Origin of the sequence: Amycolatopsis sp. (genome assembly GCF_025464955.1) — a bacterium.
Classification (GTDB): domain Bacteria; phylum Actinomycetota; class Actinomycetes; order Mycobacteriales; family Pseudonocardiaceae; genus Amycolatopsis.
This window is the reverse complement of the sequence record NZ_JAODNM010000157.1, coordinates 74,626-94,516: the sequence shown is the minus strand read 5'-3', so window position 1 is coordinate 94,516 and position 19,891 is coordinate 74,626. Positions and strand designations below refer to the sequence as shown.

Here is a 19,891-nt window from a genome sequence, read left to right as displayed (position 1 = left end):
GCAGACTCACCGGGGTGCGCCGCCGGATCGTGACCCTCACCGTGGTGGCTGCCATGCTCGCCATCGGGCTGTTCGGACTGCCCTTCGCCGTCGTCGCCGCCAAGTACTACGCCGACGACGAGCGCGCCGAGCTGGAACGTGCCGCCGACTCCTCCGCGCTCGCGGTGTCCGACGACCTCTCCGCCGGTGTCGTCTCGCCCGCTCTGCCGCCTTCCCCGCACAACATCACCGTCGCGCTGTACTCACCGGGCGGCCAGCTCAGGTCGGGGACGGGCCCGCCGACGGCCGACCAGGTGGTGACCGATGCCCGGAACACCGATCTGAGCAGCGGCGACGTCGGCAGCAACATCGTGGTGGCCGTCCCGATCATCAACGGCGCCACCCTGGCCGGCGTCATCCGGGCTTCGACCCCGCGTACCGAGGTCTACCGCCGAACCGCGCTGACCGGGCTCGGCATGATCGGGCTCGCGGCCCTGGCCGTCGGCGCGACCTGGCTGGTCGCGCGCCGGCTCGCGGCGCGCCTCGCCCGTCCGCTCGAGGAACTGTCGACCGCGGCCGAACGGCTCGGCGACGGGGACTTCACCGTCCGCGCGCACCGCACCGGGATCGCCGAGATCGACCAGGTCGCCGCGACACTCGCCGCCACCGCGCAGCGGATCGGCGAGACCCTCGACCGGGAGCGGGCGTTCTCCGCGGATGCGTCGCATCAGCTGCGGACGCCATTGACCGGCCTGCGTCTGCAGCTCGAAGCCGCGCTCGACTCGCCAGGACAGGACCCCTCGGAGGCCATCGCCTCGGGGATCGCGTCGGCGGACCGCCTGGAACGCACGATCGATGACCTGCTCGCACTAGCCAGGCGAAGCCGGACGCCCAAAGCGCTGGTCGACGTCGACGCGCTACTCGACGAGCTGCGTCAGGGCTGGAACGGGCTGCTGGCGAACCGCGGCCGGGAACTGCGGATCAGCGCCGGCGACGTGCCACCACCTCGCGCGGCGGCCGCTGCCGTGCGGCAGATCCTCGGCGTCCTGCTGGACAACGCCGTCACCCACGGACAAGGCACCGTCCGCGTGTCCGTCCGAGACGCCGGGGACGCCTTCGCCGTCGACGTGTCAGACGAAGGCCCAGGTCTAGACGGCGACCTCGACGTCTTCGCCAGCGACAGGGCGTCCGGGAACGGCCACGGCATCGGGCTCACCCTCGCCCGCAGCCTCGCCGAGGCGGAAGGCGGGCGGCTTCGCTTGAGCACGCCGTCGCCGCCGACGTTCACCCTGTTCCTGCCTATCGACGAGCCGACGGAAGGCCCGGTCGGGACCGGCTTGGGGGGTTAGCCGATCCCGACCGGAGTCGTTGCGGAAGCACGCGTTCGAGCGCGTGTTCCAGTGGCTTGCGGGTGAACACTCCACAAGCCCCGACGGCCAAGCCGATGACGAACCCAGCCAGCACGTCGTGTGGGTAGTGCGCGCCGACGTAGACCCGCGTCAGCGCCATGACCAGCGCGAACACCAGGGCAAACAGGCCCCAGCGGCGGTTCAGGAGCAACACCGCGGCGGCGAAGGCGGCCACGATCACGGTGTGGTTGCTCGGGAACGAGTAGTCCGTGGGTCCGTCGCACGGCAGTACGGTGTGCACGCCGGGAACCACCCGGCACGGGCGAGGCTCGGCGACCAGGCTCTTGATCACCGAATTGAGCAAGTAGGCGACCCCCATCGCGATCGGCACCCAGAGCACTCCGGCCATCGCCTCGACACCCCGCCGACGGGCCCACCACCCCATCGCGAGGATCACCAGCACCAGCACGAACACGCCGTACGTGGTGAAGGCGACCACCGTTCCGTTGAGCCATTTCGTGGCGGAGGCGAACTCCGTCACGTCCCGGTACCACCCGGAGTCGATCATGTCGGTCGCTGAACTCTGCACCGCGTCGACGCTAGGCGCAGGCAGGAAAGCCCCGGGTACACCCCTGGTTAAGCTGGAATTTACCTTCGCTCAGCGTACTCGTGAGTGGCCAGGCCGGTTAGAACCGGCCGGAACACTCACGAGCCCCAGGCCGCTGTGGAACGATTCGCCGCCCAGCACCTCACTCACGCAACACACCATCCATGCGCAGCGCAAAAAGACAACGATTGTGTGTTTTCTGGCACGAAATACGGAGATATCGTTAGTTGGTGATCACCTCCGTCTGGCAGGGCCCGCAAAACGGTGCCGCGATCTTCCCCGCGTTGCGCGCCGCCGCGCTCGATGCCGCCGCGGCCGGCGCACATCTGTTGGTGTGCCCGGAAATGGTCACCACCGGGTACCACATCGGCGAGACCGAGACGCGTCGGCTGGCCGAACCCGCCGACGGCCCGACGTCCGCCCGGCTCGCCGAGCTGGCCGTCGAAGCCGGTCTCGCGATCACTTACGGCTACCCCGAATCCGCCGACGGGAACCTGTACAACAGTGTGCAGCTCGTCGACGCGACCGGCGCCCGGCTGGCCGGCTACCGCAAGACGCACCTGTTCGGTGACGTCGACCGCGACCGGTTCACCCCCGGCGCGCAAGCCGTCGTCCAGGCCGACCTGAACGGCTTCCGCGTCGGGATGATGATCTGCTACGACGTCGAATTCCCCGAGCTGGTGCGGGCCCACGCGCTCGCCGGCACCGAACTACTCCTGGTGCCGACCGCGCTGATGAGCCCATACGAGATCGTCGCGGACGCCGTGGTGCCCGCGCGCGCCTACGAAAACCAGCTTTACGTCGTCTACGCCAACCGGCGCGACGTCGAACACGAACTGACCTACTGCGGCCGCAGCTGCGTCGTCGCCCCGACCGGTGCGGTACTTGCCCGCGCGGAGCGCGACACGACGTTGATCACCGCCGAAGTCGACAGAGCGACATTTCGGGCGTCACGCGCCGAAAACACGCACCTGACCGACCGACGACCCGAGCTCTACCGCGAAACCGAAGGAACGAACCGATGACCTCCGCCGTCCCGACCGCGATCCACATCGAGGAACGGCCCGGGCGCCCGCTCACGATGTTCGGCCCGGACTTCCCGTTCGCCTACGACGACCACCTCGCGCACCCGGCCGGACTCGGCACGATCCCGGCCGCGCGCTACGGGAGCGAAGTCGCCGTGATCGGTGGCGGGCTGTCCGGCATCGTCACCGCATACGAGCTGATGAAGCTGGGGCTGCGCCCGGTGGTCTACGAGGCCGACGAAATCGGCGGACGGCTGCGGACGGTGTCCTTCGACGGCTGCCCGCCCGAGGTGGTCGCCGAAATGGGCGCGATGCGCTTCCCGCCTTCGTCCACCGCGCTGTTCCACTACATCGACAAGGTCGGCCTGGCGACCACTCCCTTCCCGAACCCGCTCGCGCCGGGAACGCCGAGCACGGTCGTGGACCTCAAGGGACAGAGCCACTACGCGAACACTTCCGAGGATCTGCCGAAGATCTTCACCGCGGTCGCCGACGCGTGGCAGCGCACCCTCGACGACGGCGCGGCGTTCACCGAGATGCAGACAGCGATCCGCGACCGGGACGCGAAGACCGTCAAGCGCATCTGGGACGAGTTGGTCGTCCGCCTCGACGACCAGACGTTCTACGGCTACCTGTGTGCCTCCCCCGCGTTCTCCTCGTTCCGCGACCGGGAGATCTTCGGCCAGGTCGGGTTCGGCACCGGCGGCTGGGACACCGACTTTCCGAACTCGATCCTGGAAATCCTGCGAGTGGTCTATACCGGTGCCGATGACGAGCACCGCAGCATCGTCGGTGGCAGCCAGCAACTTCCGCAACGCCTCTGGGACCGCGAACCCGCGGACCTCGCACACTGGCCGGCCGGCACGAGCCTGAAGTCGCTGCACAGCGGAGGCAAGCCACGACCCGGCGTCGCCAGGCTGCATCGCACCGCGCCCAACAACATCACGGTCACCGACACCCACGGCGGTATCCGCACCTATCCCGCGGCCGTATTCACCGCGCAGAGCTGGATGCTGCTCTCGAAGATCAAATGCGACGAGTCACTGTTCCCGATCGACGTCTGGACGGCCATCGAGCGCACCCACTACATGGAGTCGTCGAAGGTGTTCGTCCCGGTGGACCGGCCTTTTTGGCTCGACGCCGACCCGGCGACCGGGCGCGACACGATGAGCATGACGCTCACCGACCGGATGACCCGCGGCACCTATCTGCTCGGTGAAGACCCGGATTCCCCCGCGGTGATCTGCCTTTCCTACACCTGGGCCGACGATTCGCTGAAATGGCTGCCGCTGTCGGTGTCCGAACGCGTAGAGGTGATGCTGCAATCGCTGCATGAGATATACCCGACCGTGGATGTCCGGCGGCATATCATCGGGGATCCGGTCACGGTGTCGTGGGAGGCCGAGCCGAACTTCATGGGCGCGTTCAAGGCGAACCTGCCCGGGCACTACCGCTACCAGCGCAGGCTGTTCACCCATTTCATGCAGGACCGGCTCGAACCCCGTTACCGCGGCCTGTTCCTGGCCGGCGACGACGTGTCCTGGACAGCGGGCTGGGCCGAAGGCGCCGTCCAGACCGCGCTCAACGCCGTCTGGGGTGTGGTGCGGCAGTTCGGCGGCAACACCGATCCCGGCAATCCGGGTCCCGGCGATGTTTTCGACGAGATTGCGCCGATCTGCCTGCCTGACTAGTCGTTGCGTGCGAAAATGGGGGAATGAACCCGGACCCCGCACCCAGATGGCGACGACTGGAGCCGGACGAGCGAAAGGAACAGATCTTCGGCCGCGCGGTCGAACTGTTCAGTGACCGCCCGTACTCCGAAGTGTCCACTTCGGACATCGCGGCGGCGGCGGGAGTGGCCCGCGGGCTGATCAACCACTACTTCGGCACGAAACGGGAGCTCTATCTCGCCGTCATCCGCCGCGCGCTGACGGTTCCGCGGCTGGCGGTGCAGATCCTGCCCGAGGGCCCGCTGGCACTCCGCGCGGACGCGGCGATCGACTGGTTCCTCGACATGGTGACCAGCCAGGAGAAGATGTGGCTCGCGGCCATCGCACCCGAAGGCATCGGCCGCGACCTCGAGGTCGAGCAGATCGTCGAAGAGGCCGACAAGGAGTCCGCGGACAGGGTGCTGGAAGCGGTGGGGCTCTCCCGGGAGAGCGAGCACGGCAACGAGTTGAACGCACTGGTCAGGGCGTTCGGCGGAATGGTGAAGGCAGCCAGCCGCGAGTGGCTGGTCCGCAAGTCGCTGACCCGGCGCCAAGTCCACCTGCTGCTGAGCAAGTCGCTGGTGACCCTGGTCGGCGAGGTCTTCTCGGAAGTCCAGGCGGAGAAGACGGCGGACCCGGCCGAACCCTCAGCCTGATTTTCCATCGATCGAGTGAACGAGGGGACGGTATCGTCTCGGGCGGACTCGGTGACGACGCCCCGGACGTCTGCCCGCGCCGGCTCCATGGGACCGTGGCAGGCCAGCGGTGATCCGCCAGGCCGGGCGGTAAAGTTGCGTCCACCGGCGGCGGGGGCGCCGATTCGCGGGTGTGAGAGTGTCGCCCCGATCGTGAACCCATCGAGCGAGTCGGAGAGCCGATAGTGGCCCAGGAGCGCGGCACCTTCACGGGGACGCTGACGCTTCCGGACGCCGAGCCACCGGCGGACGGACCCGACAAACCCGCCCTCATGGGACGAGGGAAGCGCTGGCTGCTCCCGATCCTGCTCGTCGTGGTTTGGCTCATCCTCGGCGCCACCGGCGGCCCGTTCCTGGGCAAGCTCAGCGAGATCCAGAGCAACGACCCCGGCTCGTTCCTTCCGGCGAGCGCCGAGTCGACAGCCGTGCAGAAGCTGCAGGAGCGGTTCGCCCAGAGCCGGCTACTGGTCACCGTCGTGGTGTTCGAGCGCAAGAGCGGCCTGACCCCGGCGGACACGGACATCATCAAGGCCAAGGCCGCTGAGCTGGCGAAGGCCCCCGAGCTCGACGGCCAGCTCTCCCCGCCGATCCCGTCGCAGGACGGCAAGGCCGAACAGGTGCTGCTGCCGGTGTCCGGCAAGGACCCGTACAAGGCCGGCACCGCGGTCAAACAGATCCGCGAGATGTCGAAGGCGGGGCTGCCGCCTGGGCTGACCGCGCTGACGACCGGGCCCGGCGGCTACAACGCCGACTTCGCGGACGTGTTCGGCGGCATCGACGGCGCGTTGCTGCTGATCACCGCCGCGATCGTCGCGGTGATCCTGATCATCGTCTACCGAAGTCCGCTGCTCCCGCTGTTCGTGCTGATCTCGGCGGGGCTCGCGCTGGCCGTCTCGTCCGCGGTCATCTACTGGTTCGCGAAGGCCGGAACGCTGACGTTGAACGGCCAGTCGCAGGGCATCCTGCTGATCCTCGTCTTCGGCGCCGCGACGGACTACGCGCTGCTCCTCGTCGCCCGATACCGCGAGGAGCTGCTGAGAACCGCCGATGCGGCCGAGGCGATGCGGATCGCGTGGAAGTCCTCGCTCGAGCCGATCGGGGCGTCGGGCGGCACGGTCATCCTCGGCATGCTGTGCATGCTGGCCAGTGAGCTGACGTCCAACCGCAGCCTCGGCCCGGTCGCGGCGATCGGCATCGCCGGGGCGCTGCTGTCCTCGTTGACGTTCCTGCCTGCCGTGTTGATGCTGCTCGGCCGCGCCGCGTTCTGGCCGGCGGACCCCGTGCCGCGCAAACATCGCCGGACCACGTTCGGTCCCTTCGACTACATCGCGAAGCTCGTCCGCAAACGGCCGCGGGTGACGTGGGCCCTGACCTCGCTGGTGCTGCTGATCGGCGTCCTGTTCGTGCCGACGCTCAAGGCCAACGGGACCTCACAGCAGGCCGTGTTCCTCGACAAGGTCGAGGCCGTCGCCGGGCAGGAGGTGCTGAGCGCGCACTTCCCCGGCGGCACCGGCAGCCCGGTGGTCATCACCTCCACCGCCGCGACCGCGGGCCAGGTCGTCAGCGCGATCAAGAACAACCCCGAGATCGTCGACATCCTCGCCACCCCTGCCGATCCGACCAACCCCGCGGCCGGGCCGAAGGTCGTCGACGGCCAGGTGGAGATCAGCGCCACCCTGAGGGTCGCCGCGGACTCGCCTGAGGCTGTCGCCCTGGTCGGGAAGCTGCGGACGTTCCTGCACGCGATCCCCGGGGCCCAGGCCAAGGTCGGCGGCCAGAGCGCGCAGCAGGAAGACATGCTCGCCGCCGCCACGCACGACCGGAACACCATCATCCCGGTCGTGCTGATCGTGATCTTCGCGGTCCTGGCCCTGCTGTTGCGGGCGCTGGTGGCTCCGCTGCTGCTGATCGGCACCGTCGTGCTGTCGTTCGGCGCCACCCTCGGCGTCGGCGCGCTGGTGTTCAACCACCTCTTCCACTTCCCCGGTGCCGACCCGGCGATCCCGTTGTACGCCTTCGTGTTCCTCGTGGCGCTGGGGATCGACTACAACATCTTCCTGATGACGAGAGCCCGCGAAGAGGCGGCGAAGCTGGGCACCGCCGAGGGCACGCTGGGGGCACTGACGGTCACCGGCGGCGTGATCACGTCAGCCGGTGTCGTGCTCGCGTCGACGTTCGCGGCGTTGTCGGTGATCCCGGTGCTGTTCCTGGCGGAGGTGGCGTTCCTGGTCGCCTTCGGCGTCCTGCTGGACACGCTGATCGTGCGGTCGCTGCTGGTCCCGGCCCTCGCCGTGGACGCCGGGCGGGTCATCTGGTGGCCGGGCAAACTCGGCCGGGCGCCCCTCCCCGTCCACAGCTCCCGCCGCCCCGCTCGCCGCTAGCGAAGCCGCTCACCTCTGGGTTGTGGCGTTGTGACGTGTCGTGAAGGCCACCTTCATGGCGTAAGGCGTACTCAACTAGGCCTTGACGACCTCTCTGCCCTACCGAGAGTGCCTTCGGGAGTCCCAGCAGTCACATCGCCATCACCAGCACGGCGTGACTGGCCCTCAGTTCCGCTACCAGCACCCATTCGCCCCGGTCCTTGCTGCTTTGGACAGAACCGACCACCCCGACCCCCTTAGGTTCCAGGCAATGGCGTTGAACGCCACGGGGGTGGCCCCGAGGGGTCCTTCGCCGGACGTAACCGGACCACCGGACTGTTACGCTGAGTCGGGAGGCAGTGCCTGAGCGGGCTTGGGGAGCAGGAGTGCGCCGAGGGCGCCGAGGAGGCTGACGCCGGCGGCGACCAGGAGAGTCGCGCCCATGCCGTCGAGGAAGCTGAGGTGTCCGACGCCCCTGACGGCCGTGGCGAGTCGCTGGCCGACCGTGGCGGCGTCGAGGCCGGCGGGCAGCGAGCCCTGGGCGATCTCGTCGTGTCCGCGCGACACCAGATCGGCAGCCGAGGGCGGCAGCTGGGCCTGCGCGAGGTGCAGCGGCAGGGTCGCCGTCACGCGCCACGACATGACCACGCCGACCGCGACCACCCCGAGCACCCCGCCCGCCTGACTGGCGACCTGCTGGAGCGCGGAGACCATGCCGGTCGAGGAATCGGGGGTCGCGCCCATCATCGCCTCGGTCGCGGCGATGACGCAGAGCCCGGTGCCGAAGCCGACAAGCGCGCCGGGGCCGAGCAGATCGGTGAACGTCGAGCCGATGTCGAGCAGCGTGAACCCGGTCAGCCCGGCCGCGACCAGCACCAGACCGGCGAACACCGGCCAGCGCGGCCCGAACCGCTGCGCGAGCAGGCCGCCGATCGGCGCCGCCAACACGACGACACAGGTCGGCGCCAGCATCCAGGCACCGGCGGTGATCGGCGAGAGGCCGTGGGCGTTCTGCAGGTACAGCGTGAGCAGGAACAGCAACGTGAACACGCCGAACGAGCTGGCCGCGACCATCAGCGAGCCGACCCAGATGGCGCGATCGGCCAGCAGCCGCCGCACGGTGCCGCGGACGGCCTTGGCCGGGCCCTTGGACTCGGCGACGGCGAAGAACGTCAGCGCGACGGTGACCAGCGCGATCGGAACGTTGAGGGCGAAGACCGCCTGCCAGCCGAAGCCCTGCACGAAGCTGCCCGCGATGATCGGGCCGAGTCCGATCGCCAGCGCGTTCGCGCCGCCCCAGATGCCCAGCGGCAGACCGAGCTTGTCCGCGGGGAACGCCTTACGCAGCAACGCGAGCGCGGCGGGCTGCAACAGCGCGCCGGCCAGGCCCTGCAAGACCCGGAACGCCACGAGCGGCCACACGCCGCTGGACAGCACGATGCCGAGCGAAGCCAGCCCGAAGCCGAGTACGCCGATGACGAACGTCCGGCGGCGGCCGATGCGGTCGGCGAGCCTGCCCGCGGGCAGCAGCCCGATCGCGAGCGCGACGAGGTAGGCGTTGGCGATCAGCTCGAGCTGGCCGAGCGTGGCGCCGACCGACGCCGAGATGTACGGGGCGGCGATCGTGACCGCGGTTCCGTCGAGGCCGACCATCGCACCGCCGAGCACGGCCGCGACCAAAGTGGTCCACGGCCGCGGTGTGCGCGAGGCCACTTCCGGCCCGGCGCCGCCGATCATAAGCTCTGCGCGTTCCATCCCGATAAGCATGACTTGGGGTGGTCAGTGACCTGGAGGCACCCCCGCCGGAATCACCCGGTGGTTACCAATCACGGTCAGATCACGGCCACTTTGTGACTATGAGTAGCCGGACCCTAGGAAGGGTTGTCACCCGAATGGGGATAGATTTTCGGGCCAGCTTGCGCGTAGTGGCCGTGATCGCTACGGTCATGCTCACTCATCAGCCGAAAGCGTGATTGTCCGGTCACCGCCGATCCCCCGCGGCGATGACCTCCTCAACGACGTTGCACACTCGGTGAACGCTGTCCCAGTAGTGCCCCCGGTGCTGCCCAACAATGGATCCGGGCGAATTGCGAAAACCGCCGGGACGTACTGTGGGAAGTTCCGAAATCACTGCTGCACCGCGTAAGTAACCTGAACGTAACCCGAAAAGTACTTTCTACATGTGGGAGAGTGCACATGTCTTTGGCTGAGCGCCGGTCCCCCGAGCCGACGGACGGCCTGGTCCCCTCTCTACGTCCGTTGACCAGCTATTTGTTCGACCGGGCAGAGTCCTCCGCCGCCGCCGAACCGGCATTCACCTACCGCGATTATTCGGCCGACCGGGACGGCGCCGAACAGACGCTGACCTGGGCCGAACTCGCCGTCAAGGTGCGTGCCACGGCGGCCGAGCTGACCAGGATCACCGCACCAGGCAGCCGGGTCGCGATCCTGGCTCCGCAGGACCTCACCTACGTCGTCGGCTTCCTCGCCGCGCTGCACGCCGGCACCGTCGCGGTGCCGTTGTTCGCCCCCGAAGTGAGCCAGCACGGCTCGCGGCTCGTCGGCGCGCTCGCGGACTGCGCGCCCGAGGTTTGGCTTACCTCCCAAGGGGCTTTGGCCGCTGTACGCGAGCTCGCCGAGACCAGCGCGGTCCCGATGCCGAAGCAGATCATCGCCGTCGACACGCTCGATGACACGAGCACAGTGGACACGCCGGGTACCGGCACCCCACCCCCCGCCGTCATCGACCTCGACGCCCCCGCGTATCTTCAGTACACCTCCGGCTCCACCCGGACCCCGGCCGGAGCCGTCATCACGCACCGCGCCGTGTCCGCGAACTGCTGGCAGGCCGGCCAGGCGTTCGGCGTCGACGAAGAATGGGCCTGCGTCGGCTGGATTCCCTTTTTCCACGATATGGGCTTGGTCCAGCTCCTCTGCATTCCGGTGTTCTCCGGCGCCCGCTCGGTATTCATGACCCCGTTCAACTTCATCATGAAGCCGATGCGCTGGTTGCGGCAGATGTCCGATTTCTCCCCCGCCTTCACCGCGGCCCCGAACTTCGCCTTTGAATACGCTGTGAAGAAGGTTAAGGAGGCCGACCGGGCCACCCTCGACCTGTCCGGGGTCCGCGCCGCCATCAACGGCAGCGAGCCGGTCCGGCCGAGCACCATTTCCGCATTTCAGGACGCTTTCGGTAAGCACGGGTTCGCCCCTTCGGCGCACCGGCCGTCCTATGGACTGGCCGAAGCGACCGTATTCGTCACGAACACCGGCGAAGAAGGTCCGACCATCACCTCTTTTGATCGCGCGAGCCTCACCGAGGATCGGGGAATCGTTTTCCCGGCGGGTGCCGACACGTCGTCGAACAGCGTGCTCGAACTCGTTTCCGCCGGCAGACCAGTCGGGCAGCTGGTACGCATTGTCGACCCGGCCACCTCGGTCGCGCGAGCTGACAACGTAGTCGGTGAAATCTGGATCCACGGTCCGAATGTCGCTGACGGTTACTGGGAATCCCCGGAGCGCTCGCGGGAGACGTTCGGCGGCGTGATCGACGGCGAGCCGGGCAAGACCTGGCTGCGCACCGGCGACCTCGGGCTGATCCACGAGGGGCAGCTCTACATCACCGGCCGGATCAAGGACCTGATCATCATCGACGGGAAAAACCACTACCCGCAGGACCTGGAGACCACCGCGCAGGACGCCCACCCGACGATCAAGCGCGACCGGGTCGCCGCGTTCGCCGTGACCTCCGCCGACGGGGTGGAGGGTGCCGCGATCGTCGCCGAGTACGACCGCAAGGCCGGGGAACCGGACCACGCCGAGGTGGCGAAGGCCGTCCGGCGCGCGATTTCCGCCGCCCACGACGTCAAGCTGCGCGGATTCCAGCTGGTCCCCACGGGCGGCGTGCTGCGCACCTCGAGCGGCAAGATCGCCCGCGCCGCCACCAGGGACCGCTACCTAGCCGCAGAATCGAGCGAACGCCCATGATCACCGTCGCAGAACTCGAATCGTGGCTCGTCGGCCAGGTGGCCGAGGCCTGCGAGGTGGAGCCGGACGAGATCGACCGGCACAAACCGCTGGACGAGTACGGCTTCTCCTCCCGTGACGCCGTCGAACTGTCCGGTGAGCTGGAAGACCTGCTGGACCGGTCGCTGTCGACGACGCTGCTGTGGGAGCACCCGACCATCGAACGGCTGGCCAAGGCACTGACGGCCGGCGACGACGAGGTCGAATCCGCGCCGGAACCGGCGCCCGCGGCAGACCCGATCGCCGTGGTCGGGCTCGGCTGCCGCCTACCCGGCGGCACCCATGGCCCGGCCGGTTTCTGGCGGCTGCTCGACCAGGGCGGCGAGGCGATCTCCGAGGTCGCCGCGGACCGCTGGGCGGACTACGGCGACACCGGCACCACCACGCGCTGGGGCGGGTTCCTCGACGACGTCGCCGGCTTCGACGCGGAGTTCTTCGGCATCGTGCCGCGCGAGGCGGCCAGGATGGACCCGCAGCAGCGCATGGTGCTCGAGGTCGCCTGGGAAGCCCTGGAGCACGCGGGCATCGCGCCGCGGACCCTGCGCGGCAGCCGGACCGGTGTGTTCGTCGGCATCAGCGGCACCGAGTACGGCTCGCTGTCGCTGGGCGACCTCGAAGGCGTCGACGCCTGGGTCGGCACCGGCGCCGCGCTGGCCATCGCGGCCAACAGGCTGTCGTACGCGCTCGACCTGCGCGGACCGAGCATGGCGATCGACACCGCGTGCTCGTCCTCGTTGACCGCGGTCCACCTCGCCGTGCAGAGCCTGCGCTCCGGCGAGAGCGACCTGGCCCTCGTGGGCGGCGCGAACCTGCTGCTGGGGCCCGCGGTCACGGCGAACTTCGACGAGATGGGCATCAGCTCGGCCGACGGCAAGTGCAAGCCGTTCTCCGCCGGCGCCGACGGCATCGTGCGTGCCGAAGGGGCCGGAGTCGTCGTGCTCAAGCGGCTCTCACAGGCCCAGGCCGACGGCGACCGCGTGCTCGCGCTCATCCGCGGCTCGGCGACCAACTCCGACGGCCGGTCCAACGGCCTCACCGCCCCCAACCCCGAAGCCCAGCAAGCATTGCTGCGCACCGCGTACCGCAACGCCGGCGTCGATCCGTCCACAGTCGACTACGTCGAGGCGCACGGCACCGGCACACTGCTCGGCGACCCGATCGAGGCCAGCGCGCTCGGCGCCGTGCTGGGAGCCGGTCGGGTGCCGGAGAATCCGCTGCTGCTCGGCTCGGTCAAGAGCAACCTCGGCCACCTCGAAGCCGCGGCCGGGATCGTCGGCCTGATCAAAGTCGTACTGGCACTCGACCACGGGCGGATCCCGGCGAGCCTGAACTACACCGGCGCCAACCCGCACATCGACTTCGACGAGCTGCGACTGTCCGTTGTGGACTCCGCGCGCACCTGGCCGTCACACGGACGGCCTGCCATCGCCGGAGTCTCCGGGTTCGGCTTCGGCGGGACCAACGCGCACGTCGTCCTCGAACAGGCGGAGACGACAGCGGTGACGCCGCCCTCCACCGGACACCGCCGGTTCCTGCTCGCCGCGCCGGACAAGTCGCGGCTCGCGGACACCGCCGGGAAACTGGCAGGCTGGCTGGCGAAAGACGGCACGCACGTGCCGCTCGCCGACCTCGACCACACCCTCGCCCGGCGGCTCGACGGCAGCACACGCGCGGTTGTCGTGGCCCGTGACGCTGTCGAGTTGGCCTCGGGCCTGCGCGATCTCGCCGCGGGTGGCGAGGCTGGGGTCGTCCCAGCCGGAGCCCCGGCCGGCGACATCGTGTTCGTGTTTTCCGGGCACGGTTCGCAATGGGCGGGCATGGGTCGACGGCTGCTGGCCGACGAGCCCGTATTCGCCGACGCGGTCGGGCGGCTCGATCCGCTGATCCGCGCGGAAAGCGGCTTCTCACTGCTTGAAGACCTTCGTGACGGCGTCGAAGCGTCCACCATGGACCATGTCCAGCCGCTCGTGTTCGGCATCCAACTCGCGCTGGCCGAGCTGTGGGCGTCCCACGGCGTCCGCCCGGCCGCGGTGATCGGGCATTCGTTCGGCGAGGTTACGGCGGCGGTCGTGACCGGTGCCCTCAGCGAGGCCGACGGCGCGAAGATCGTCTCGCTGCGCTCGCGCCTGCTGGCCTCACTGGCCGGGGACGGCGCGATGGCACTGCTGGAACTCGCCGCGGACGAAGCGGGCAAGCTCGTCGATGGACTGTCCGATGTGGACGTCGCCGTGCTGTCGGCGCCGAACCAGACCGTCATCGCCGGACGGGGCGCTCAGGTCCGGGAGCTGGTGGCCGAGGTCGAAGGCCGCGGGCTGCTGGCCAAGCTGATCAACCTCGACGTCGCGGCGCACTCGCCGATCGTCGACAGCGTCACCGGCACGCTGGCCGACGCCTTGACGGACCTGCGCCCCGGCACCGCGGACATCCGCTTCTACAGCACCGCATTGGTCGATCCGCGTGAGGCGCCGGGCTTCGGCGCCGGGTACTGGGCCCGCAACCTCCGGCAGCCCGTGCGGTTCGCCGGAGCCGTCGCGGCCGCACTGGCCGACGGGTACCGCACGTTCCTCGAGATCTCGCCGCACCCGGTGCTCCGCCACGCCCTGACCGACAACATCGAAGCCGTGGGCAGCATCGGCACCCGGGTGCTGTCCAGCCTGCGCAACTGCGCCGACGAGACGGCCCACTTCCACAGCCAGCTCGGAATGCTGGAGCTGGCCTCGGAAACTCCTCCGGCGCGTGTCGAAGGCTCGGTCACCGACCTGCCCGGCACGCCGTGGCGGCACGTCCGCCACTGGCTGCCCAAACCCGCCGCGTCCGCGGTGCCTTCGGGCCGACACCCGTTGCTGGGGACGCATATCGAGATCCCCGGCGGCCTTCAGCATGTCTGGTCGGCGGACCTCGGCTCGACCGCGGTGCCCTGGCTTTCCGAGCACAGCTGGGACACCGTCCCGGCGCTGCCCGGCGCGGTCTGTCTGGAACTCGCTGCCGCTGCCGCGCGTGAGGTCTTCGATGCCCCCGCCGAGCGGATCACCGTGGGCTCGGTGACGATTCACCGGCCGCTGGCACTGGGGAAGAGCACGCCGGTCACGACGTCGTTGACCCCGACAAAGCCCGGCCACGCAGAAGTCACCGTGCACGCCAAGGACAGCGAAGGCTGGCGGTTGCACGCTTCGGCCGAGGTGTCGGTGTCCACGGCGTCCATTTCGGACACGTACCTATCCGAAGTGGACACTTCAGGGTTCTCGTCAGTGCCACTGGACGACGTCTACGGCTGGCTGAACGCGTCAGGCCTGGGTTACGGGCCCGCCCTGCGCGGCATGAACGCGCCACGAGCGAGCGCTGACGGCGTCCGCGCGACGGCTCAGGTTTCGTTGCCCGAGACGGTCCCGCGTGCCGCACAGGTGGTTCTGCACCCGTCGCTCGTCGAATCCTGCCTGCAATTGTTCGCTGTCGCGTTGTTCCGTCCCGGACGGAACAACGCGCCCGTCCACCTGCCTCGCGAATTCGGCACTATCCGGGTCTACGGCGATCTCGCCGCAGCCGAGCTGGCGCACGTTTCGGTGGCAGAACAGACCGGACGCCTCATCGGGGAGCTACACGTCACCGACGGCCGCGGCCGGGTGCTGCTGGAAGCCACCGACGTCGTGCTGAGGGAGTTCAGCCCGGAAGAGCTCGCCCCGCCGCTGACCGACCGGCTGCAGCAGCCGGTCTGGCGGCCCGTTCCGGCTCCAGCCGCGCAGCCCGCCGAGGGCCGAGTTCTCCTGCTGGGCCACGAAAGTGCGTCCATGGCCTCGGCGCTGACCGCTCGCGGCATCGACGCACTCACTGACCGCGCCGCACTGGGAGATCCGGCACTGCGCTCAGTTGTGCTCCTTCTGCCGGAGGAGGGCCGCGGGCTCGAAGCGCTCGCCGAAGCCGAACGCGCGGTGCTGACGATCAGCGAGATCACCCGGGAACTCATCGAACGTCCTTCGGGGGCAGCGCGGCTCCTACTGGTAACGACCGGTGCGACCACCGGTGTCTCCCCCGCCTTCGCCGCACTGCGCGGCCTGGTACGCGTACTCGCGTATGAACATCCCGATCTGGGCGCCACGATCGTCGACCTGGAGGCGGCGTCGGACCGGGAGGAGTCCGCGCTGCGGCTCGTGCGAGAACTCGCGACAGCGGCCGACGATGAGGTGGCCTGGCGCGACGGCGAGCGCCACGCGTCGCGGCTGGAGTGGACTGCCTCCCCGGCTGCGGACACATTCACCACACCACTCACTCGCGCTGACGGCGGTTACGTCATCACCGGCGGCCTGGGCGGGCTCGGCCTGCACATCGCGCGCTGGCTAGCGGCGGACGGCGCCGGGAAGCTCGTCCTCAACGGGCGGTCCGCGCCGAAGGCCGCCGCGCTGGCGGCGATCGACGCGATGACCGCGGCGGGCACCGAAGTGCAAGTGGTCCTCGGTGACATCGCCGAACCCGGCGTGGCGGAACGGTTGATGGAGGCCGCCGGCTCCGAATCGTTCACCCCTCGCGGCGTGTTGCACGCGGCCGCCGTGTTCGACGACCGCACGACCATCCAGCTCGACGCGGACACGCTGCACCGAACCTGGTTGCCCAAGGCGTACGGCGCGTGGCGGCTGCATGAGGCCACCCAAGACCTCGAACTCGATTGGTGGGCGGGCTTCTCCTCGGTCGCCGGATTGCACGGCTTCCCCGGGCAACCGGCGTACTCCTCCGCCAACGCCTACGTCGATGCGATCGTCTCGATGCGGCGCGCACAGGGTCTGCCGGCCGCTTCGGTCGCTTGGGGTGCCTGGGCCGAGATCGGCGCGGCGTCCGAGCTCGACATCCCCTGGCTCACCACGATCGGCCCGGCGGAAGGAATGGCTGTGCTGTCGGCCGTCCTGCGGGGTACCGCGTCCCACACCGGGGCGATCCGGCTCCGCGCGTCCGCGCTGGCTGCCACCTTCCCGCACCTGACCGAAGTCCCGTTCTTCGAGACGGTCCTCGGCGGATATGCCACTACGGCGAGAACGTCGGGACAATGGATGGGACTGGACAACGCGATCGCCCTGTCACCCGCCGAAGCCCGCGCGGTGGTTTCCACGCAGCTGCTCGGCCGGATCGCGTCGGTTCTCGGCTTCGATCCGGGCGAACTCGACACGGTGTCCCCGCTGAGCGCGCTCGGCGTGGACTCGCTGCTGGCCGTCCGCATCCGCAACGCCGTGCAGCACGATTTCGGGCTGGCGCTGCCGGTCTCGCTGATGTTGCGCGGCGGCAGCGTCGCCGACACCGAGCACTGGCTGTTCGGCGAACTGGGCCTGGCGTCCGCGGAAGCGCCTGTGCGGCAACGACGTCCCGCCCCGCCGATCGGTCCGCGTGACGCCGCCGAGCGGCTGGTCGCCAGCGCCTGGCGGGACGTGCTGGGCGTCGACATCGGTGTCACCCAGGACTTCTACGGCGTCGGCGGCAGCCGCGAGAAGGCCGAGCAGGTCACCGCTCTGCTGGCCGAACGCAGCGGGCGCGAGCTCACCATCTCGGAGCTGTTCGAGCACCCGTCGATCGAGCGCATGGCCGAGCACCTCCGGGAGGAGGAGCACGGCGGCTCACCGCTGCGCGTGCTCCGAGAGCGCGGAACCGTGCCGCCGCTGTTCTTCTTCCATCCCGGCGGGGGCGACACGGCCGTCTACCGGCAGCTGGCGCAGCTGCTTGACCCGGGCGTGGGCGTTTACGGGTTCGATCGGATCGAAGGCGTTTCTTCGGTCGAGGACAGGGTGCGCGAGTACCTGCCGGTTCTCCGCGAAGTGCAGCCGCACGGGCCGTACCGGCTCGCCGGGTGGTCGTTCGGCGGGTTCCTCGCCTACGAGATGGCTCAGCAGCTGCGCAACGCCGGTGAGGAAGTCGAGCTCGTCGCGTTGATCGACTCGATCATCCCGTTGCCGAACGACAGCGGCCTGAGCGACGTCGAGCTGCTCGCCAAGCGGTTCGAGCGGTTCGGTGAGTTCCTCGAGGCCAGCTATGGCGCCCGGCTCGAGCTGCCGTTCGAGAAGATGGCCCGGCTGGACGACGAGGAGCAGGTGCAACTGCTTGTCGACACCATGCGCGACAGCGGGTTGATCAACAACGACGTCAGCCAGGCGATCCTGCACCACCAGCGGACGTCCTTCCTCGACACTCGCTCGCTTGAGCGGTACTGCCCAGAGGCCTACCCAGGGCCGGTGACGTTCTACAGCGCCGCGGAGTCGATCCCCGGCGGACTACGGGATCACCGGTTCGACCGGACGGACCCGGCCCGAGGCTGGGACCAGGTGTGCGCCGACCTCGACGTCGTCGTCGTTCCCGGACACCACCTCTCGCTGCTCGACCCACCCAACGTCGACACGATCGGCCGGCACCTCGGGACCGTCCTCGCCGGCGCGCGACTGCTCGCCGGTGTGTGGAGGGCCGGGTGAGCGCGCTGGAGGTGCTCGACGACCAGGTCACCGAAGCAGGCCGGCACGAGCTGCGGATGTACTCACCGGCCGTGGGCCGGGAAGTCGCCGCGACCCTGCTCACCCCGCCGGGTTGGGAGCCGGGCGGTGCGAACCGCTATCCGGTGCTGTACCTGCTGCACGGGTCCTCTGACGATCACCACTGCTGGACGCGCAACACCGAGATCGCCCGGCTCGCCGCGACGGCGAACGTGCTCGTCGTCATTCCCGAGGGCGGCCGGATGGGGTTCTACACCGACTGGAAGGTCACCGACCGGCTCGGGACCGTGCCCGGCTGGGAGACCTTCCACCTCGTGGAACTCCTTTCCCTGCTGGAAAACTCCTACGGGGCGTCGGACGTCCGGACGGTCGCCGGGATTTCCATGGGCGGCTACGGCGCGATGCGGTACGCGATGCGGCATCCGGGGATGTTCCGCGCGGCCGGGTCGCTGAGCGGGCTCGTGCACCTCACCAGGCGTGGCATGGGACCGCTGCTGGGCGTGCTGGCCGTGCGCGAAGGCATGCGGCCCGGCCGGATCTGGGGCCCGCGACGCGCCGCGGCCGACGTCTGGGCCGAGAACGACCCCGTCCTGCGCCCCGAGGCGTTCGCGGGAATGAAGGTGTACCTCGCGGCGGGTGACGGCCACCGTGTCCCCGGCGAGCAGTTCGTCGCCGGGATGGGCCTGCTGGAGCGCTACGCCCGCGTGATGAACGAGGACTTCGCCGAGCGGCTCACCCTCGCCGGCGTCGACGTCACGACCCGATTCACCACCGGAACCCACTTCTGGAAGGCGCTGAGCGCTTCGCTCGACGAATTCTGGCCCTTCGCCGTGGAATCTTTAACCGACTGACGAATTAGCTTTTATTACCGTGAGCCGGGCGGCCAGTCCGTCGAGACAACGACTGACGGCATAGTCGTACATTTCGCCGTAATAGCGACGAACCTGCTCGGCGTCCTCGCTGTTTTCGGAGGCTTCCGAGGCCATCGCCGAAGCTCCGGGAAGATCGGCACGTTCCTGGTAGCGCCCGAATTTCGCCGCCGACTCGACCCGGGCGTTCTGATCGGCGTCGTGGTCGTCTTCCATCGTGATGAACTGGCACGCCGTGGAAGTCAGCACGTTGTAGACGAGCGGACTCTCGGCGCCGAAGCCCGCGCCCTGCAGGATCTGGACACCGCGGTCGATGAACTTCACCGAGGACTCGATCGACAGCCCGAACGACTGGACTCGCCGCGCAGACCCCGGATAGTGCCGGAACAGGCCGCGCATATCGGTGAGCATGCGGGAAAACCACTCGCGCCAGGGAAGATCGGCGTCGTGCAACGGCACCTTCGCGACCACCTGCTCGACCACCGCCTTCACCACGGCTTCCCGGTCTCCGACGTGGTGGTAGACCACGGCCGGATAGGCGTCGACAGCGGCGGCGAGCTGACGCACGGTCCAGTTGTCCAGACCATGCGCGATGGTGAGCTGCATCGCCGCGCAGGTCAACCGCTCGGCGGTGACCGCGGGCAACCCCGCCGCGGTCCGCGAGCGAGATCTGCTCGGTGAACCGGCTGAAGTGAAAGGCATGCGAGCACAGTAGTGGCCGAACCATCACTGAGGGCAAGTACGCCGATCTTGAAACCAGATTTTCCGCTGACTGGCACAAAATTACGGCTCTTATGTCGCGACCTTGGTCGGT

At 69.1% G+C, this 19,891-nt stretch carries 11 protein-coding genes; 8 read left to right on the top strand and 3 right to left on the bottom strand.

The genetic code is table 11. From position 1 onward, the window contains the following. Positions 1 to 14 precede the first annotated feature (14 nt). The gene (locus JWQ81_RS40210) at positions 15 to 1,328 is read left to right on the top strand and encodes a HAMP domain-containing sensor histidine kinase (protein WP_297550308.1); all 1,314 of its coding nucleotides are present in this window, start codon (positions 15 to 17) and stop codon (positions 1,326 to 1,328) included. On the opposite strand, the gene JWQ81_RS40205 is transcribed toward JWQ81_RS40210, so the two are convergent. Then, entirely contained in the window at positions 1,279 to 1,917 is a 639-nt protein-coding gene (locus JWQ81_RS40205; protein WP_297550259.1) for a phosphatase PAP2 family protein, read from the bottom strand. The genes JWQ81_RS40210 and JWQ81_RS40205 overlap by 50 nt on opposite strands. Positions 1,918 to 2,207: 290 nt before the next feature. On the opposite strand from JWQ81_RS40205, the gene JWQ81_RS40200 reads away from it, so the two are divergent. The 4 genes from JWQ81_RS40200 to JWQ81_RS40185 all read left to right on the top strand — a co-directional run bounded on the left by JWQ81_RS40200 (position 2,208) and on the right by JWQ81_RS40185 (position 7,745). Next, positions 2,208 to 2,960, top strand: coding sequence for a carbon-nitrogen hydrolase family protein (locus JWQ81_RS40200; RefSeq protein WP_366942378.1), 753 nt, complete (start codon positions 2,208 to 2,210; stop codon positions 2,958 to 2,960). Next, a complete protein-coding gene (locus tag JWQ81_RS40195; RefSeq protein ID WP_297550256.1) occupies positions 2,957 to 4,651 on the top strand; it encodes an NAD(P)/FAD-dependent oxidoreductase in 1,695 nt (564 codons plus the stop codon). Before JWQ81_RS40200 ends, JWQ81_RS40195 begins: the two co-directional genes overlap by 4 nt. Before the next feature lie 23 nt (positions 4,652 to 4,674). After that, complete coding sequence (locus JWQ81_RS40190; protein WP_297550254.1) at positions 4,675 to 5,325, top strand: TetR/AcrR family transcriptional regulator; 651 nt, start codon at positions 4,675 to 4,677, stop codon at positions 5,323 to 5,325. A 311-nt stretch (positions 5,326 to 5,636) separates the two neighbouring features. Next, the gene (locus JWQ81_RS40185) at positions 5,637 to 7,745 is read left to right on the top strand and encodes an MMPL family transporter (RefSeq protein WP_297550306.1); all 2,109 of its coding nucleotides are present in this window, start codon (positions 5,637 to 5,639) and stop codon (positions 7,743 to 7,745) included. A gap of 318 nt (positions 7,746 to 8,063) precedes the next feature. Here the strand turns inward: JWQ81_RS40185 and JWQ81_RS40180 are convergent, their stop codons facing one another. Next, entirely contained in the window at positions 8,064 to 9,479 is a 1,416-nt protein-coding gene (locus tag JWQ81_RS40180; RefSeq protein WP_297550252.1) for an MFS transporter, read from the bottom strand. Between the two features lie 441 nt (positions 9,480 to 9,920). Between JWQ81_RS40180 and JWQ81_RS40175 the strand changes: the two genes are divergently transcribed. From JWQ81_RS40175 to JWQ81_RS40165, 3 genes are read left to right on the top strand one after another with little or no spacing between them, the layout of a single operon-like run. Continuing rightward, positions 9,921 to 11,711, top strand: coding sequence for a fatty acyl-AMP ligase (locus JWQ81_RS40175; protein WP_297550250.1), 1,791 nt, complete (start codon positions 9,921 to 9,923; stop codon positions 11,709 to 11,711). Further along, positions 11,708 to 18,190, top strand: a complete 6,483-nt coding sequence (locus JWQ81_RS40170; protein ID WP_297550248.1) for a type I polyketide synthase — start codon at positions 11,708 to 11,710, stop codon at positions 18,188 to 18,190. The genes JWQ81_RS40175 and JWQ81_RS40170 overlap by 4 nt, the downstream gene beginning before the upstream one ends. Continuing rightward, the gene (locus JWQ81_RS40165; RefSeq protein WP_297550246.1) at positions 18,187 to 19,059 is read left to right on the top strand and encodes an alpha/beta hydrolase family protein; all 873 of its coding nucleotides are present in this window, start codon (positions 18,187 to 18,189) and stop codon (positions 19,057 to 19,059) included. The genes JWQ81_RS40170 and JWQ81_RS40165 overlap by 4 nt, the downstream gene beginning before the upstream one ends. Here JWQ81_RS40165 and JWQ81_RS40160 read toward each other — a convergent pair. Next, positions 19,048 to 19,779, bottom strand: coding sequence for a TetR/AcrR family transcriptional regulator (locus JWQ81_RS40160; RefSeq protein ID WP_297550244.1), 732 nt, complete (start codon positions 19,777 to 19,779; stop codon positions 19,048 to 19,050). The two genes, JWQ81_RS40165 and JWQ81_RS40160, sit on opposite strands and share 12 nt — an antisense overlap. Positions 19,780 to 19,891: the final 112 nt, after the last annotated feature.

Excerpts from the sequence above, each read along its gene's own strand:
- JWQ81_RS40185 (WP_297550306.1), top strand. The coding sequence starts at position 5,637 with ATGGGACGAGGGAAGCGCTGGCTGCTCCCGATCCTGCTCGTCGTGGTT.
- JWQ81_RS40195 (WP_297550256.1), top strand. The coding sequence starts at position 2,957 with ATGACCTCCGCCGTCCCGACCGCGATCCACATCGAGGAACGGCCCGGG.
- JWQ81_RS40170 (WP_297550248.1), top strand. The coding sequence starts at position 11,708 with ATGATCACCGTCGCAGAACTCGAATCGTGGCTCGTCGGCCAGGTGGCC.
- JWQ81_RS40175 (WP_297550250.1), top strand. The coding sequence starts at position 9,921 with ATGTCTTTGGCTGAGCGCCGGTCCCCCGAGCCGACGGACGGCCTGGTC.
- JWQ81_RS40160 (WP_297550244.1), bottom strand. The coding sequence starts at position 19,779 with ATGCCTTTCACTTCAGCCGGTTCACCGAGCAGATCTCGCTCGCGGACC.
- JWQ81_RS40180 (WP_297550252.1), bottom strand. The coding sequence starts at position 9,479 with ATGGAACGCGCAGAGCTTATGATCGGCGGCGCCGGGCCGGAAGTGGCC.
- JWQ81_RS40190 (WP_297550254.1), top strand. The coding sequence starts at position 4,675 with ATGAACCCGGACCCCGCACCCAGATGGCGACGACTGGAGCCGGACGAG.